Annotated in this window: 23 protein-coding genes; 10 read left to right on the top strand and 13 right to left on the bottom strand. The window is 39.0% G+C overall.

Annotated features, from left to right (window positions below; genetic code table 11):
* Positions 1-21 precede the first annotated feature (21 nt).
* The 5 genes from ectA to CDZ88_RS01135 form a co-directional block, all read right to left on the bottom strand.
* Positions 22-504, bottom strand: a complete 483-nt coding sequence (ectA, locus tag CDZ88_RS01120) for a diaminobutyrate acetyltransferase (RefSeq protein WP_269799269.1) — start codon at positions 502-504, stop codon at positions 22-24.
* A gap of 362 nt (positions 505-866) precedes the next feature.
* Positions 867-1,037, bottom strand: coding sequence for a hypothetical protein (locus CDZ88_RS17545; RefSeq protein ID WP_198507802.1), 171 nt, complete (start codon positions 1,035-1,037; stop codon positions 867-869).
* 93 nt (positions 1,038-1,130) lie between these two features.
* Positions 1,131-1,253 (bottom strand): YfhE family protein, encoded by a 123-nt coding sequence (locus CDZ88_RS01125; RefSeq protein ID WP_100371808.1) that lies wholly within the window; start codon positions 1,251-1,253, stop codon positions 1,131-1,133.
* A gap of 63 nt (positions 1,254-1,316) precedes the next feature.
* Positions 1,317-1,880, bottom strand: coding sequence for a GNAT family N-acetyltransferase (locus tag CDZ88_RS01130; RefSeq protein ID WP_100371809.1), 564 nt, complete (start codon positions 1,878-1,880; stop codon positions 1,317-1,319).
* A gap of 316 nt (positions 1,881-2,196) precedes the next feature.
* Positions 2,197-3,102, bottom strand: a complete 906-nt coding sequence (locus CDZ88_RS01135; protein ID WP_100371810.1) for a TIGR01777 family oxidoreductase — start codon at positions 3,100-3,102, stop codon at positions 2,197-2,199.
* Positions 3,103-3,242: 140 nt separating this feature from the next.
* Between CDZ88_RS01135 and recX the strand changes: the two genes are divergently transcribed.
* Positions 3,243-4,058, top strand: a complete 816-nt coding sequence (recX, locus tag CDZ88_RS01140; protein WP_100371811.1) for a recombination regulator RecX — start codon at positions 3,243-3,245, stop codon at positions 4,056-4,058.
* A gap of 53 nt (positions 4,059-4,111) precedes the next feature.
* On the top strand, positions 4,112-4,423 hold the full coding sequence (locus CDZ88_RS01145; protein WP_100371812.1) for a YfhH family protein: 312 nt from the start codon (positions 4,112-4,114) through the stop codon (positions 4,421-4,423).
* Positions 4,424-4,473: 50 nt separating this feature from the next.
* Here CDZ88_RS01145 and CDZ88_RS01150 read toward each other — a convergent pair whose 3' ends face one another.
* Entirely contained in the window at positions 4,474-4,623 is a 150-nt protein-coding gene (locus CDZ88_RS01150; RefSeq protein WP_100371813.1) for a YpzG family protein, read from the bottom strand.
* A gap of 28 nt (positions 4,624-4,651) precedes the next feature.
* Positions 4,652-4,798, bottom strand: a complete 147-nt coding sequence (locus tag CDZ88_RS01155; protein WP_100371814.1) for a small, acid-soluble spore protein K — start codon at positions 4,796-4,798, stop codon at positions 4,652-4,654.
* 114 nt (positions 4,799-4,912) lie between these two features.
* Here CDZ88_RS01155 and CDZ88_RS01160 point away from each other — a divergent pair, with 114 nt between their 5' ends.
* Entirely contained in the window at positions 4,913-5,179 is a 267-nt protein-coding gene (locus CDZ88_RS01160; RefSeq protein WP_100371815.1) for a YfhJ family protein, read from the top strand.
* A 48-nt stretch (positions 5,180-5,227) separates the two neighbouring features.
* Here CDZ88_RS01160 and CDZ88_RS01165 read toward each other — a convergent pair whose 3' ends face one another.
* Complete coding sequence (locus CDZ88_RS01165; protein WP_100371816.1) at positions 5,228-6,214, bottom strand: metal-dependent hydrolase; 987 nt, start codon at positions 6,212-6,214, stop codon at positions 5,228-5,230.
* A gap of 146 nt (positions 6,215-6,360) precedes the next feature.
* Here CDZ88_RS01165 and CDZ88_RS01170 point away from each other — a divergent pair, with 146 nt between their 5' ends.
* From CDZ88_RS01170 to CDZ88_RS01180, 3 genes are read left to right on the top strand one after another with little or no spacing between them, the layout of a single operon-like run.
* Positions 6,361-6,693 carry an MFS transporter gene (locus CDZ88_RS01170; RefSeq protein ID WP_100371817.1) on the top strand — a complete coding sequence of 111 codons (333 nt, stop codon included), beginning with the start codon at positions 6,361-6,363 and terminating at the stop codon, positions 6,691-6,693.
* Entirely contained in the window at positions 6,683-7,771 is a 1,089-nt protein-coding gene (gene mutY, locus CDZ88_RS01175; RefSeq protein WP_100371818.1) for an A/G-specific adenine glycosylase, read from the top strand. The genes CDZ88_RS01170 and mutY overlap by 11 nt, the downstream gene beginning before the upstream one ends.
* A 5-nt stretch (positions 7,772-7,776) precedes the next feature.
* Complete coding sequence (locus tag CDZ88_RS01180) at positions 7,777-8,532, top strand: SDR family NAD(P)-dependent oxidoreductase (RefSeq protein WP_100371819.1); 756 nt, start codon at positions 7,777-7,779, stop codon at positions 8,530-8,532.
* A 62-nt stretch (positions 8,533-8,594) separates the two neighbouring features.
* Here CDZ88_RS01180 and CDZ88_RS01185 read toward each other — a convergent pair whose 3' ends face one another.
* The 4 genes from CDZ88_RS01185 to CDZ88_RS01200 all read right to left on the bottom strand — a co-directional run bounded on the left by CDZ88_RS01185 (position 8,595) and on the right by CDZ88_RS01200 (position 11,527).
* Positions 8,595-8,930 (bottom strand): hypothetical protein, encoded by a 336-nt coding sequence (locus tag CDZ88_RS01185; RefSeq protein WP_100371820.1) that lies wholly within the window; start codon positions 8,928-8,930, stop codon positions 8,595-8,597.
* A gap of 118 nt (positions 8,931-9,048) precedes the next feature.
* A complete protein-coding gene (locus CDZ88_RS01190) occupies positions 9,049-10,017 on the bottom strand; it encodes an NADPH:quinone reductase (protein WP_232718516.1) in 969 nt (322 codons plus the stop codon).
* Positions 10,018-10,035: 18 nt separating this feature from the next.
* On the bottom strand, positions 10,036-11,190 hold the full coding sequence (locus tag CDZ88_RS01195) for an LL-diaminopimelate aminotransferase (RefSeq protein WP_100371821.1): 1,155 nt from the start codon (positions 11,188-11,190) through the stop codon (positions 10,036-10,038).
* Between the two features lie 115 nt (positions 11,191-11,305).
* Complete coding sequence (locus CDZ88_RS01200) at positions 11,306-11,527, bottom strand: cytosolic protein (RefSeq protein WP_100371822.1); 222 nt, start codon at positions 11,525-11,527, stop codon at positions 11,306-11,308.
* Positions 11,528-11,650: 123 nt separating this feature from the next.
* Between CDZ88_RS01200 and fabL the strand changes: the two genes are divergently transcribed.
* The 4 genes from fabL (at position 11,651) to CDZ88_RS01220 (ending at position 15,366) form a co-directional block, all read left to right on the top strand.
* The gene (gene fabL / locus CDZ88_RS01205; protein WP_100371823.1) at positions 11,651-12,400 is read left to right on the top strand and encodes an enoyl-[acyl-carrier-protein] reductase FabL; all 750 of its coding nucleotides are present in this window, start codon (positions 11,651-11,653) and stop codon (positions 12,398-12,400) included.
* 60 nt (positions 12,401-12,460) lie between these two features.
* Positions 12,461-12,697, top strand: a complete 237-nt coding sequence (locus CDZ88_RS01210; protein WP_100371824.1) for a gamma-type small acid-soluble spore protein — start codon at positions 12,461-12,463, stop codon at positions 12,695-12,697.
* 311 nt (positions 12,698-13,008) lie between these two features.
* Complete coding sequence (gene ntdP / locus CDZ88_RS01215) at positions 13,009-13,536, top strand: nucleoside tri-diphosphate phosphatase (RefSeq protein ID WP_100371825.1); 528 nt, start codon at positions 13,009-13,011, stop codon at positions 13,534-13,536.
* 84 nt (positions 13,537-13,620) lie between these two features.
* Complete coding sequence (locus CDZ88_RS01220) at positions 13,621-15,366, top strand: ABC transporter ATP-binding protein (protein WP_100371826.1); 1,746 nt, start codon at positions 13,621-13,623, stop codon at positions 15,364-15,366.
* 48 nt (positions 15,367-15,414) lie between these two features.
* Here CDZ88_RS01220 and CDZ88_RS01225 read toward each other — a convergent pair whose 3' ends face one another.
* Positions 15,415-16,500, bottom strand: coding sequence for an FUSC family protein (locus CDZ88_RS01225; protein ID WP_100371827.1), 1,086 nt, complete (start codon positions 16,498-16,500; stop codon positions 15,415-15,417).
* Between the last annotated feature and the right edge of the window lie 27 nt (positions 16,501-16,527).

Below are 16,527 nucleotides of genomic sequence, written 5' to 3' on the forward strand. Positions count from 1 at the left end.
TATTATTTTGAAGTGCTCTTTTTACTTTTCTAGATGTAATGGACCAATTCTAAATGTCAATTCTTCTTCATGGTTATCGCCTGGGAAAAGTTCCTTCGAGAAACAATCTAATACAGAACATTCAGTCTGATAATCACGAGCTAATTTTCGGAATAATGATTGTGATGCTTTGTTGGAAGGGGTAACAGTTGCTTCGACATACTCAATACCCGTTAAACCGTTGCGTGAAACTAATTCATTTAACATTTTGGACGCAAGGCCTTCTCCTCGCATGGAGGCATCTACTCCTATTTGCCATACAAAAACGACATCAGGTTTTGTAGGAGGGATAAAAGCAGTGATGAATCCAACTACATTCTCATCATGTTTGGCAACGACACATGTTTCTGCAAAAAACTCGCACATCATAATGTACTTATAAGCAGAATTTTGATCCAATGTGGAGTGGTTCACGAGGTCCCACATTGCTGCTCCATCATTAACAGTTGGTTTTAATAAACGAATATCAGTTGTTTTTTGGGCAGTTGCGGTTGCTTGTTGATTAGTAATGTTAGTTCCTCCTCAAACTTTTCTTTGTTCGACGTTATCACATATTTAATCATAAGGTGATAAGAGAAGGATGGCAAACTAGCTTAAAGTGGATTATAACGCTTAATTCCGGCTTAGAGGGGGTTAAAGTAGGTAAGGACATGAATGGTATTAAATGCTACCAAATTGTTAAGTATTCTAACAAATTGACATTATAAAATTTTCTGTAAAAACTGTCGAAAGGTATGAAACGGTTGCTAGTGTTAGGTTTTATGACATTCTGAGTGAAAAGAAAAACACACAAACGACGTCACGTCGTTTGTGTGTTTTTTGTAAAATTATTTAGAGTTCTTCTTAGAGCGCTTCGCTGCAGCTTTTTGTTGTTGCTGACGTTGTTGCTCAAAGCTTGGACCTTCAGTAGCATATTCGTTAGCAAATTCTGCTTCATGTTGCTGCTGTTGGTGTTGATGTTGCATTTGTTGTTGTTTGTTGCGATTATTCTTGCCCATGAATAAATTCCCCCTATAGGTAGATGATTTTTGATAAGCAAGAGCGTTGCTTATCTACCTATAGTATGGATTACGGAGAACATTTTATAAGTGTTAGCTTTTGGAAGAGTGTCTTGCCGCTCGATCGGCCGCTCTAAATTCGGATGCGAACCGAACTTCTTGAGCTTTACGGAGTGTGCTTCGTTCTTCTGTTGCTAGACGTTTTTTACTTTTCATTTAAATCCCCTCACTTTCGGTTGATTATCCTTAGTGTGAGCAAAAAAATGAAAAAATATCCAACTACGCTTCTTTGATTTCAAACACTTGTTGCTCTTCGTTTGCTTTTCGCATCAGGTGCAAGTGATATTGATCTTTTTCAATTTGGAATAAATCATACGAGTACGCTTGCAGATTGATTTGCTTATATACATCTGGTCGAATATCGTTTGCTAAAGTCGAATAAGGCAACTTAGCAGCGGCTTTATATGAACGAAGGTTTTCTTTACGAATTCTCATGAAAACGGTTTGAATGTCACACTGAAAAAACAGCTCATCAAAGAAGGCATCTTTTGCGATTTTATTGTATCCTTTTCCGAAATGTGGTTTGCCAATCCAAGTTCCTAAAAATCCACTTTGGTCTTCCACATCAAATAAATTAATGGTTCCAATCGGCTCGCCCCACTCATCAACGATCGTTCGAGAAATGAGTTCGCCACGTTCTTCTGCTTCAATTGTCTGCTTTGTTAAAAAGACGAACTCATCATAGGATGATGCCTTATGACGAACAAATGGGAAGACAGCAGGATCTACCATTAATTCAAATAAAGCATGACAATCAGCGACGTCTCGTTTTCTTAAATTCACAAAAAGCCCTCCTTTGAAATGAGGGCGAGTTCATCGCTCCACCCTCGAATTTAATAAATGAAGTATCAAATTCGGGGTGGGAATCGAACCCACTAGAACCAGAAAAATGGTGGCGCACCAATTGCCTTCCCAAAGCTCATATAGTTGTTTAAAGTGCCATATAACGTGATATACCCTCTTGATATCATATGAGTATCACATATAACGAGTATAACTCCCGTTTACTCATTAATACTTTTCTATAGTAAATGTTTTTTGTGGAAAAAGATACTGCTTTTTTGTAAAAAAATTAAAAATTTTTTTCTGTGCTTCAGCATTATTTTAGGAGGTCATTAAGTGCAGGTTTTAGTGTCTTAAATTGAAAAGGGTAGCCAAGAATCTCGGCTTTTTCTGGCAGTACTTTTTGACCATCTAATACAAGTGTACTCATCTCCCCTAAAGCAATCTTCAATGCGAAAGAAGGGGCAGGCAACCAATGTGGTCGGCCTAGAACCTCTGCGACGACTTTCCCGAAATCATTCATCTTCAATGGCTGTGGTGCGGTTACGTTGATTGGACCTTCTACTTGCTCATTCGTTAAAGAGAAGATAATCATGCCAACAACGTCATCAATATGAACCCAAGAAAACCATTGCTCCCCTGAGCCGAGTGAACCACCAGCAAACAACTTGTAAGGGAGTAGCATACGGTTTAGTGCGCCTTCATTTTTTGATAAGACGATCCCAAATCTCGTGAACACAGTTCGAATTTCAAACTGTTCGGCTTTGATCGCTTCTGATTCCCACTTTTTCACAACGTCAGCTAAAAAATTTTGTTCAACAGGGGAAGATTCTTCTGTGAATGTTTCTTTTAAGGAGTTGCCATAATAGCCAGTAGCAGAAGCATTGACCAGCACCTTTGGTTTCTTATTGAGTTTCCCTATAAGGGAGATCACTTCACGAGTTGCATCAATTCGACTAGACATTATTCGTTTTTTTCTTTCTTCAGTCCAGCGCCCATCGCCAATGGACTCTCCAGCCAAGTTAACGACTGCGTCAATTCCATCTAATGTTTTTTCCGGTTCTGCATCTTCGTTTAACCATTTGACGTAAGTCACAGAAGGTTGTTCTGGTTTGTTGTCTGGGTTTCTTGTTAGAATGTAAACAGTGTGACCTTGCTCAGTTAATGCTGATGTCAACTTCGAGCCAATAAATCCCGTCCCACCAGTAATAGCAATTTTCATAAAATAACCTCCGTGTAATAAATGTTGGTTTAAAAAGATGATTCTTAAGACAATACCCATATACGAGAAACAGTATTCTTAAGTATGTTTGATTTCATAGTAATCTAAACGGACGTAAAAAGAGAAGTGAGGTGCATCTCATGATTAAGATTACCAAAGTCACGGTACAAAAAAGGATCAAAGGACGGTATAACTTATTCATCGATCGTGGTGCAGGTGAAGAGTATGGGTTTAGTGTAGATGAAGCTATTCTACTGAAGTATGGCTTGAAAAAAGGGCTAGAATTAGAAGAAAATGAACTGACTGAAGTTATTGAAAAAGATGAAGAGAAAAAAACACATCATCTGGCGCTTAATTTTTTATCGTATCGCATGCGCTCAATTCATGAAATGGAAGAGTATTTAACAAAAAAAGAGCGGCACCCTGAACATGTTGAAAGAGTTATCTCGAAACTTATTGAGTTAAAGTTCTTGAACGATCAGGAATTTAGCAAGGCTTATGTTGAAAGTAAGAAGTTAACATTACTCAAAGGGCCAATGAAACTGCGTCAAGAATTGATGCAAAAAGGCGTCGGTCCACAGTATATTGCTGAAGCTCTTGAGACATTTCCAGAAGAAGAGCAAGTGGAAAAAATGATAAAATGGCTTGAGAAAAAAGAGGCAAGAAAACCGAAGCAATCCTTATCTTCATTTAAACAAAAACTTGCTACACAGTTGATGGCTAAAGGTTTTTCAAGACAAGCCATTCAGTTAGCTTTAAATGAAGTGACGTTTACAGTTGATAATTCCGAGGAGTTGGAAGCTCTTATGTTTCAAGGCGATAAGCTTAAACGAAAATACAGCACGAAATACGAAGGCTGGGAGTACAAACAGAGAATGAAACAAGCTTTATATCAAAAGGGCTTTTCATTGGATATGATTTCTACGTACCTGAGTCAAGAACAAGAAGATGAATAAAGCTGAATTTGCTATACTAATAAAAAGAAAGAACATATATGGGGGACATGAAGATGGATGATAAGCGATTTAGTGAGATGACGTCGTATGAACTAAGGACGGAAATTTCCAAAATAAATGAAAAAGCAAAAAAAGCAGAGCAACTGGGGATGATGAATGAATTTGCCGTTCATGAACGACGTATGATCATGGCCAAAGCCTATTTATTAGATCCTGCTGATTTTAAACCAGGCGAAACTTATACATTAACAGACGGAGAGTCATCGTTTCAGATTTCTTATTTAAACGGGCATTTTGCCTGGGGGTATCGTGATAATGGAACAGCACTTGATGCGGTGCCGATTTCCTTGTTGACACAAAAGTAATGGAAGGGCTCTTTGCCCGTCCATTACCATTGATGAGGAACATTTGCATGTTATGATCGTTTGCGTGTTTGAACCTCGAGTATAATATTATGCTGACTCTGCTCAGTTTCACCATTTACTTGGTGAAATGCATGCTTCGGGTTAGAACGTGGCGAACAGAAAGGATCTTTATACGGTGTGTTTTTTCTTGGCTTGCCCATAATGAGCACCTCCATTAACCATTAGTCACTACTGTTCTTTGTTTGAATGTGCCATTCTTTCTTGTGGATGGTCATTGATCGTTCCATCTGCACGTTTAGACAAGGTAGCATCTGTTTCTTTTGGTTTTTCAGAAAAATTCATTGCACCTGGAAAGTCTTTCGATTTGTTACGCATCGTGAGGTGAACCCCCTTTTTAAATCAGCCACTTAAATAGCGGCTTACTTCTAGTATGAGACAGATTCCGTATTTCATTAGAGATAATTGTTGCTAAAGGAGGAAACAGATATTATGGAACACATTTTTAAGCGCTTAACAGAAGAATTATTAGCGGTTAATAGTGAATTAAGTTCAGAAGCTGCACGTACGTGGGTGGAAGGATTATGGGAAGACTTTGAAACGACACGTGCTAAAGCTGGTCGGGAATACAAAGGTCAAGAGATGACAGAGCAAGTTGTTGTCAAATGGATTCAGCAATACGGACCGTTTCTGCACAAATATGCACCGAAGAAACAAAAGTTCTCACACTTAAACAAAGATCATCATCCAAAGCATTAAGAAAAAGTCTGTCTACTAACATGGTTAGTGACAGACTTTTTATGGTCATTATGTTTGTTCTTCCATCATAGTTAATTTTTTTTGTAAAGTTTCCTCACTGAAGACCCAACCCGTATAAGAGCTAATGATTTCTAAATGCTCATCTAGTTGAACAATCGCTACGAACGGATAATGGCCTTTACTTCGATAGCGTAAATCAACAAACCGCACTTCGGTTAAATCATCTTTTTCCTCCACTTCCCAACGATAGGTTGGTGAAAAAGAAAGGAAAGCATCTAAATTTTTATCTTTACGTGCGGCATTAATAATTGGGTCGTCTGGAATTGGATCAAACGAAAATCTCTCAAAGAAATTAATTTGATTATCCTTAGATTCCGCTACATACAGGGTTTCAGGTGTTCGAATCACAAGATGAAACTGGTTCCAGCGAATGGTTGGTGAAACAAAGATATGAGTAGCATTTGGGTGCATACTTCTCGCATGCTTCACGACGGTTTGTTTCTCATAGATCCTCCAGAGATAATAAAGAATAATGACAAGGTAAAGTCCTAAGAAGGTAAAGCCAGGATGTGTTCCGAGAACCCACATTGCAATAGCTCCAAGATGCATGAAGAAAATAAATGGGTCAAAAATATTAATAACGCCTAAAGCAATCCATCTGTTTGAAATGGGACTTAATGCTTGTGTACCATACGCATTAAAAATATCAACAAATACGTGAAGGAACACTGCTAAAAAGGACCAAAGGAAGATAGTTAACAAATTGACACCTGGAATGAATAAGCTGATCCCAGCAGTCAGGATAATAGGCCACAAAAGAATAGCGGGTAGGGAATGGGTAACCCCACGATGGTTACGAATGTACACAGCATTATTTCGTAATTTTAAAACGGTATCAAAGTCTGGCGCTTGTGAGCCAATGATTGCTGCGGTCATCACAGCCGTTTGCATGGTAGGATCTCCTGCCACGTTTGGATCTAGAGTGGCCAATCCACCTAATGCAATACCCATGACAATATGTGTACCAGTATCCATTTTCCACACCTCCTTCATTCATTGATATCATCTAGTTTCTTAATCATACAAAACCTCAGTTAAAATTCAAGGTAATTGATTTTAACAACGGTCTGGTATAGTTTAGTTATACCCGAAATGTTAACTGTTAAAAAGGAGGATTATCAATGACTTCTGCAATAGACGTATTTATTGAATATAGAATACATGAAAAGTTTGTAAATCAATATGAAGAGACGATGTTGAAGTTAGAGCAAGCTCTAACGCAGGTAGGTGCATATAACTTTAAATGGTATATTGCACGTGACCAACCTCATTTATATGTGGAGATGTTTAAAGTAAGTGAGTATAGTCAGTACGAACTAATAAAAAAGATGCGCCAAGATCAGACAGCACCGATTAACGAGGATTTACATGAATACATAGATGGAGGCGCAGAAAAAGTGAATTGTTGGGCGTTTCTTGAGAGAACAAACAAGGAGGACAATCGTGCAACATGATAAGCTAGTTGGCGTGAACGTAGAAGGGTTTCAGCAAGGCCTTGTTGAATGGTTTTACACTAATCAAAGAACCTTACCGTGGCGTGAAAACAAAGATCCATACCATGTGTGGGTATCAGAAATTATGCTTCAACAAACGAGGGTCGATACTGTCATTCCATATTATTTAAATTTCATGAGGGAATTCTCAACCCTAGAGGATCTAGCTTATGCAGAAGAGGATAAGATTTTAAAAGCTTGGGAAGGTCTAGGGTACTATTCAAGAGTTCGTAACTTACAGACAGCGGTACGAGAAGTGGTTGAAGAATATGAAGCAATTGTGCCTAACACAAGAAAAGAAATTTCCAAACTGAAGGGGGTGGGCCCTTATACAGCAGGAGCGATTCTTAGTATTGCTTATGGAAAGCCAGAGCCTGCAGTCGACGGAAATGTCATGCGTGTTCTGTCGCGTGTGCTTGAAATAGATGAAGACATCGCGAAGGCTAAAACACGGAAAGTCTTTGAAGACATTCTGTACGATTTGATTTCAAAAGAAGATCCATCTGCGTTTAATCAAGGATTAATGGAACTTGGAGCGTTAATTTGTACCCCAACCTCACCTGGGTGTCTTTTATGTCCTGTTCGAGAGCATTGCAGAGCGAATGCAAAAGGAATTCAACATACGTTACCAGTGAAAACGAAGAAAAAGAAGGCAAAGCGAAAATACATGACCGCGTTTATCATACGGGATGAGAACGGAAGAGTCTTGATCGAGAAACGTCCAAAAGAAGGGTTATTAGCAAAAATGTGGCAGTTCCCAAACGTAGAAGTAGATCGTCATATGATGGAGATAGAACCACTAACAGCTATACTCACAGCTGAAGTAGGACAGGGGGTAACAATTGGCGAGCGTATTCACAAAGTAGAGCATGTTTTCTCGCATCTCATTTGGGATATCGATGTGTATACAGCAGTTGTAGATAAAAACGAAAACGAATGGGATGCAGGCTATCAATGGGTTGATCAATCAGAAATTGAGGCTTACGCGTTTCCAGTGTCACATCAGAAAATAATTAAGCATTATTTTTACGGGGAGTGAGCAAGATGGAATTAGGTTTAGTAGGTAAAGTTGTCCTTGTGACGGGAGGAACAAAAGGGATCGGCCAAGGCATTGCTAAAGCATTTAGCCAAGAAGGAGCGAAGGTGTTTGTGACAGCTAGGGGAGAAGAGGCTCTAGCTGCTATGAATGCAGAAGAAGGTATTACAGCCATTCAAGCAGATGTGACGGTTGAAGCGGATCGTTTTCGTGTGATGAACGAAGTGCTAAGCGAAGCAGGGAAAATTGATGTATTAGTGAATAATGCTGGTGGAAGCAATGGGTCGACTGTTGAAGTAACAGAGTTAGCGTTATTCAAAGAAGCGTTTGAGCTAAATTATTTCTCAGCCGTTCACCTTAGTCAGCTTGCACATAAGGAAATGAAAAAACAGCAAGCAGGCGTCATTATAAATATTTCTTCAATCTTCGGACGAGAATCAGGTGGAAAACCAACCTATAACAGCGCAAAAGCAGCAATGATTAGCTTCACAAAGTCTTTAGCAGATGAAGCAATTAGAGATGGCATTCGTGTAAATGGGGTCGCTCCAGGATCGATTCTACATCCGACAGGAAACTGGCAGAAGCGTATTGAAGAAAATCCAGAGAAAATGAAGGCGTTTGTTAAACAAGAAATTCCCGCTGGACGCTTTGGAACAGTGAAAGAAATTGCTGATGTCGTCGTATTTTTAGCTTCGGAAAAGGCATCATGGGTAGTCGGTGCCACATTGAATGTAGACGGCGGTCAATCAAACGCGAATTTCTAACAGATCAGAGGATATTCAGAAGGCGCTAGACGCTTTTTGAATATCCTATTTTTATAGCTCAATTACTGATCATCGTTTATGAGGTGAATTTCTGAAATCATTTGCTTTGTTTGTGGGGTTCCAAGATTATACAAAGCTTCATATACATCATTTAACCCTCTTTGATATTCATTTTTATCACGGTCATTCTTTTGATCATCGTAATGCCGGAATGAGAATAAATTACCTAGTTCGACATCATGAGCTTGCACTTCATGTAGCAAGTCTTCTAAGGCTTTCTTCTCTGTTGGGGTTGCTTCAATTTCATATTCGATCATTTGACCATCGTTGACAGGGGTGAGGTTTATCGTATCCATACTGATTGGATTTAAATTCACGTAATACTTTTCTTTTTCCATATGATCTTCATCTCCTTAGATTTGTCTTATCATTACTTTCTCCCAAAATAATCAAAACATCATCTAAGAAGTGAATTTATATAAAAAGAGGTAGCACCGAGGCTACCTCAAAAAAATTTTAATTATGCGTAATGATGATTCGTCCGTCTATTTGTTTTGCCTCTAACGTTTCATGTGCGAGTGCTGCTTCGTTAAAAGAGAATACTTGTCCAATGTGGGCATGGAGTTTTTTAGCTGCAAATCCTTCAGAGATTTCTTTTCCTGCTTGTTCTAATTTAGTTTGAGGCACAGTGAAAAGAAGTATTCCTAGAAGGGAGGCATTCTTCATATTAAGTTTTCTCCACGGAAGGGTGGGTTCGTTGTTAACGGGGGAACCAATCGTGACAATACGCCCCCCATTTGCGATTATGTCAAGATTATGATCGATGTTTTCACTGACGGACATATCTAAGATCACATCAATGCCACTACCACTGGTCAACTCATTAATGCGCTTTGAAAGGTCTTCTTCGTGATAATTAAGAACAACATCCGCCCCCGCTTTGATCGCAATGCTCGACTTTTGTTCATTGCCTGCTGTGGCGATGACAAAGGCCCCACTTTGTTTAGCTAATTGAACCGCCGCCTGTCCAACGGCTCCTGCTGCTCCGTAGATCAGCACTTTCTCGTCTTTTTGTAGATTAGCTCGCCAAAAAAGAGAGAGGTGAGCGGTTGTAAACGCCATCGCGATCGCCGCACCTTCCTCATAAGAGAGGTGGCTAGGGAGAGGGAAGGCTTTTTTTGCATCGAAAACAATGTATTCGGCTGAAGCTCCTTTCGCAGTGGTTGCCCAAATGCGATCGCCCACTTTCACATTTGTTACGTCTTCTCCAAGTTCTCTAACTACTCCTGCTAAATCAAAATGTGGAATGTGTGGGAATTGATCGACTTCACGAATCCCTTTTCTAAAATAAGTATCCACGGGATTAATTCCGCTTGCGCCTACTTTCACTAAAACTTCGCCTTTTTTTGGCTTTGGTTTCATTGATTCCCCGATATGTAAGACAGATGGTTGACCGTAATTCGTGTATTGGATGGCACGCATCATATTTCAGCTCCTTTTTTATTATTGAAACAAAGGTTGTAATCGTTTGGCCGCTTCTTTTAAGTTTGCTTCTTCTTGAACAAGAGCGATTCGTACAAATTGTGTTCCTTCACTTCCAAAGGCTGCACCAGGTGTGACCACAACACCTGCTTCTAAGGCGGCTAATGTAAAGGACATTGAATCGAATGAAGAGGGAACCTCCGCCCATATAAACATTCCTCCTTTAGGTGATCTAACGTCCCAACCGATATCACGCAACGCATTGACGAGCGTATCACGACGTTTTTTATAGCGTTGTCGTTGATCGGTCAAGAAGGAATCATCGTTAAGAAGTGCACGAGCCGCTGCTCGCTGAATCGGTTTGAACACCCCGTAATCAATATGAGACTTTACAACTTTAAGTGGTTCCAAAAGATTTGGGTTACCAACTGCATATCCAATCCGAGCACCCGCAAAGTTAAAGCTCTTTGAAAGAGAGTTAAACTCAATCGCAATATCTCTTGCTTCTTCAATGGAAAAGATGCTAAGTGGCTCTATATCATCGTATAAAAGCTCTGAGTAGGCAAAATCGTGCACGAGTAGAATCTGATGTTTTTTGGCAAAAGTCACAACTTCCTCTAAATAGTGACGTGATGCTGTCGCTGCCGTAGGATTACTTGGGTAACTCAAAATCATAACTTTGGACTTTTGAATGATTTCGTTTGGTAGTGATGAAAAATCAAAAGCATAGTTATTTTCATCATTTAGTGGATACGAATATATTTCTGCCCCTGAGAGGTACGCACTTGATGCATAAATTGGGTAGCCGGGGTTTGGCACAAGTACGATATCTTCAGCATCTAAGTAGGCTAGGGTAAGATGAGCGAGTCCATCTTGAGACCCCATTAATTGCAGCACTTCATCTTCTGCTAAGGCTACCGAGTAGCGAGATTGATAAAAGTGACAAACTGCTTTGTTGAACTCAGAAATACTTGTAATTGCATACCCGTAATCACGATCATTCTGAACCGCTTTTGCTAATTCTTCTGTTAGAAATTGAGGTGGGGGAAGGTCTGGGCTTCCGATACTAAGATCTATAAGAGATGCCCCGGTTGCTTCTTTTTGTTGTTTTCGTATCGCTAAATCGGTGAACACACTTGTCTTAAGATGTTCTAGTTTTCTCGATGGCTTCAACATAGTCAACGCTCCTCTACCTATTCACATGCTACTTCTTATCTTAGCTGAACAGTCAAAAAAAACATAGTCTTGCCTACATAAAAGTACATAAAAAAAGATAAGCCGAGGCTTACCTTTAATCAAAATGAACTTCAGTTCCTTGTGTCCAACTTGCTTCTTGTTTTAACCCACCGCGGTTTTCAATTTCTTTGATGATTTCACGATGAATAGTTGTTCCTTCAATATTTAAATAAGGTGTCATCTGTTGAAGACTATGATGAAAATAAGCAAGTTCCTTATCCGACCAATCGTGTTTACTGACCATCGTTAGCTCGGTCATATCTCGACCTACATACATGAGTAACAGCTCCTCTTCTCCAAAATTTTGTGTAATGAGATTGTTGTTTGTTAGTGTTTCTGTTCGGAGGAGACTCTATACGATATAATATGAACAGATTAACTTGTGATGGGGGAATCATTTATGGAACAAAAAGTAGCTTTAGTAACAGGAAGTAGTCGGGGAATTGGTAAACGTATTGCCTTGAGATTAGCTGAACAAGGATATGACCTAGTAATTAATTACTCAAGAAGTAAGCAAGCAGCTCTTGATACAGCTGCTGAAATTGAAGCGTTAGGTAGACGTGCCATCGTTGTAAAAGCAAATGTAGGAAAGCCAGAAAAAATTAAAGAGTTATTTGGAAAAATTGATGAGGAATACGGTCGTTTAGACATTTTGGTTAATAACGCTGCATCAGGTGTTTTAAGACCAATTATGGAACTAGAAGAAAGCCACTGGGACTGGACAATGGATATTAATAGTAAAGCTTTATTATTCTGTGCCCAAGAATCAGCAAAAAGAATGGAAAAACAAGGTGGCGGTAAAATTGTCAGTTTAAGTTCATTAGGGTCGATTCGCTACTTGAAAAACTACACTACTATTGGCGTATCAAAAGCTGCTGTCGAAGCCTTGACTCGTTATTTAGCTGTAGAGTTCGCGGAAAAAGGCATTGTCGTCAACGCTGTATCTGGTGGTGCAGTTGATACGGATGCTCTTTCACATTTTCCAAATCGTGAAGAATTATTAAATGATGCAGCACAGCGTACGCCAGCTGGAAGAATTGTTGAAGCAGAAGACATAGCAGATACCGTTATGTTTTTATTATCTGATCAAGCGAAGATGATTCGAGGACAAACAATTATTGTCGATGGCGGAATTTCTTTATTAACGTAAAGTTCTTTGTATAAAAGGATGGACATCTGTACATATTAATCTATGTGGAGGTGATATCACATGAACAACCAACAACAAAACCAACAACAAAATCAACAACAGCAACAACAAGCGTCTAAAACAAACGCTCAAAAGGTACAAAAGCAAAATGCTGCTTCTGCACAAGGTAACAGCTACAACACTGAGTTTGCTAGCGAAACCAATGCACAAGAAGTAAAGCAGCAAAACGCTCAATCAGAAGCTCATAAGAACCAAGCTTCTACAAATTACAAGCAACAAAACCAAAAAAATCAATAATCAATTGATTGGAAGAAGCACCCCGAGACATTACGTCTTGTGGGTGTTTTTTCTGCTGTTCTTAATACACATTCGAAATAGGTTTACATAGTATTTCATCAATTTTCCTTACAAGAGGCGCTTACCGTTTCAAAAAGATGGGGAACACTGTATAATAGAATAGAATGAAATTGAAGTTGATGTTGACGTATTGGAATGAACGATAAGTAGTTTGTAGGGTAGGTCCTTCAAGAGAAGTGACGATGTACAAGCAATGAGTGTTGACTACTCTACCTACTGACGTCCAAACAATCAAAAGAAAGGAGATTTTTATGAATTTTCCCAAGGTAGGCAGTACGGTTCAGATCCAGAGTTATAAACACAATGGATCCATTCATCGAATTTGGGAAGAGTCAATAGTGCTTAAAGGGACGTCAAAGGTTGTAATCGGAGGTAATGATCGAATTCTTGTTCGAGAATCAGATGGTCGTAATTGGAGAACGCGTGAGCCAGCCATCTGTTATTTTGATTCGGAACAATGGTTCAATACGATCGGTATGATTCGAGCAGATGGAATTTACTATTACTGTAATTTAGGAACTCCATTTACATGGGATGAAGAAGCAGTAAAATACATTGACTATGACCTTGATATTAAAGTATATCCTGATATGACCTTTAAGCTATTGGACGAAGATGAATATGAATTGCATAGTAAATTAATGAATTATCCACCTGAAGTGGATGAAATTTTAAAACGAAGTGTGGATGAACTGATTTCTTGGATCCACCAACGTAAAGGCCCATTTGCCCCGCAATTTGTAGAGAATTGGTATGAGCGATTCTTACAATATCGGTAAATAACAGCAAAAGATACCGTTGAGAAAGCCTGGTTACCAGGCTTTCTTTTCCGTCATACTAACAGAAATAAGGGGGTGGGCATTATGAATAGTATGAAACGCTATATGGAGTTTGTAAAACCATATTGGAAACAGATTAGTTTGACGATTTTGATCGGGATTTTAAAATTTGGGATTCCACTCCTGTTACCATTAGTCATGATGTATGTCATTGATGATATTATTTTTGCAGAAGGTTTAACACAGGATGAGAAGTTATCGACACTATATTGGATTATGGGTGGGCTGTTATTTATCTTCCTCGTCTTAAGACCTCCAATTGAATATTTAAGACAGTATTATGCGCAGTGGATTGGAAGTAAAGTCCTCTATGATATACGTGATCAATTGTTTACCCATATTCAACGATTAAGTTTGCGTTTTTACTCTAATCGCAAAGTTGGCGAGATTATTTCGCGTGTTATTCATGATGTAGAACAAACAAAAAACTTTGTGATCACGGGTCTAATGAATATTTGGCTTGATTTATTTACAATTATTATTGCCATTATAATTATGTTAAATATTAACGTCTGGCTAACACTTGTTGCGATCTCGATGTTCCCGTTATATGGCTTCTCGGTCAAGTATTTTTATGCACGCTTAAGACATTTAACAAGAGTTCGTTCACAAGCGCTTGCTGAAGTGCAAGGTCATCTGCATGAACGAGTTCAAGGGATGAATGTGATACGTAGTTTTGCACTAGAAGAATATGAACAAGAGAAGTTCGCTGTTCGCAATGGGAATTTCTTGGACCGAGCACTTGATCACACTCGCTGGAATGCGAAAACCTTCGCGGTCGTCAACACGATTACTGACCTCGCACCTTTACTTGTCATTCTTGTGTCTGGTTACTTCGTTATTACAGGTAATCTTGAGGTCGGAGCGATGACTGCATTCGTTTTGTATATGGAACGCTTGTATGGACCATTACGCCGATTAGTCAATTCTTCAACAACGCTGACTCAAGCGATTGCTTCGATGGACCGTGTCTTTGAATTCATCGATGAGAAGTATGATATTAAAGATAAGGATAAGGCTGTAGCTCTTCAGACAGCAAAAGGTCATGTCCGATTTGAAAATATTTCTTTCCACTATGATAAAGAAGATTATCCTGTTCTAAAGAACATTTCTCTTGATGTAAAAGAAGGAGAGACGATTGCTTTTGTAGGGATGAGTGGAGGAGGAAAAAGTACGTTAATTAGTCTACTTCCGAGATTTTATGATGTGACAGCGGGGCGTATTTTACTTGATGGGGTCGATATTAGAGAATATCAAGTACGAAGCTTACGTGATAAGATCGGGATGGTCTTACAAGATAATATATTATTTAGTGATTCTGTTAAAACGAATATTCTAATGGGAAATCCAGAAGCAACCGATGAAGAAGTTGTAGCGGCTGCAAAGGCAGCAAATGCTCACGAATTTATTATGAATTTACCACAAGGTTACGATACTGAAGTCGGCGAGCGCGGAGTGAAACTTTCAGGAGGTCAAAAGCAACGTGTAGCAATCGCTCGTGTCTTCTTGAAAAACCCACCAATATTGGTTTTTGATGAAGCTACTTCGGCTCTTGATTTAGAAAGTGAACATTATATTCAAGAAGCGTTAGGCATTTTAGCTGAAAATCGGACCACCTTTATCGTCGCACACCGTTTATCAACGATTACTCATGCCAATCGTATTGTTCTCATTGAAAATGGAGAAATTGTTGAGACTGGAACGCATGCGGAATTAATGAAAAAGCAAGGACACTATCAAAAATTATTTGATGTTCAGCAATTATCATAAGAAAAACGTCTAGCCACATGCATTTGTTGGCTAGACGTTTTTCTGTGTTTATTCTTCTTCAGGTTCTTGAACAGTTACTTTATTTTCTTTCTTATGGTAGTTGAAGAAGCTATCAACAAGATGATCGAGGTGTTCGAGTTGCTCTTGATACTCAATAATCTGTGAAATAGCTGGTAAGATGTGCAACCACTGTGTTCGCATTGTGTCAGGATCTTTATACAATTGAACGTATTGATCAGTTAAGGAGGCTTTCCCGTCATTAATCTCTTGCATGGTTTCATCGGCTGGTAGCGATTGAACTTTTCCGACATAACGGAGCAAGATTCGATCATGGTATTGGGTTAGTCGATTTAGTTGTTCTTCGATTAGAGTTTGAACTTCACAAGGCATGTTATGCAATTCCTCAGATCGTCTCTCTAAATTTCTTAGAACGATGAGAGATTTTTTTGTTGTAATTAACATTTGGCGGAATAATACAATCTTCCGCGCTTTTGCATACTTATTACGAATAAAGTAGTTGCGTTCTTCTTTATAGAGAAGAAATAGATTGTCTAGCTTTAACATTTGTCCCTCTAATCGACTAATGTCACGCTTAAGCATACGACTATCAGCATCTTTTCGTAGGAATAACATTGTCCATTGAATTGTATCCTCTGTTGACTTTAGCATTTTATGATAGAGCTTAGTTTCATAGCGTGGCGGAATAAAGAGTAAGTTGACTACAAAGGCTGCAAAAACGCCAATAAGGATAAGGAAGAACCGTGATGTTGCAAATCCAATAAAGTTATCAGCTGGACTTTCCATTATGATGATAATAGTAACAATCGCAAGTGGTATGGTTGTAGGTTCAAGCTTCACCTTTCGGATAATCGCAATGGCTAAAATGACAACTAAGCCAACGACAAAAGGTTCATGACCGAATGTCATGACAAAAATAACACTTAATACAGCACCAATTATATTTGCTTGAACTTGGTCTATGCTCGTTTGAAAAGTACGATAGATAGAGGGTTGAATGGCAAAGGCAGCAGCAAGCGCTGCAAACATTGGTGGGTCAAACCCAATCCAAATAGCGATATATAATGAAATGATAATGGCAAGACCCGTCTTAAATATACGAGCTCCGAGTTTCATAGGGGAATGTTGTCCTTTCTGCTTTTC

This window comes from Bacillus sp. FJAT-45037 (genome assembly GCF_002797325.1).
Lineage (GTDB): Bacteria > Bacillota > Bacilli > Bacillales > Bacillaceae_D > Alkalihalophilus.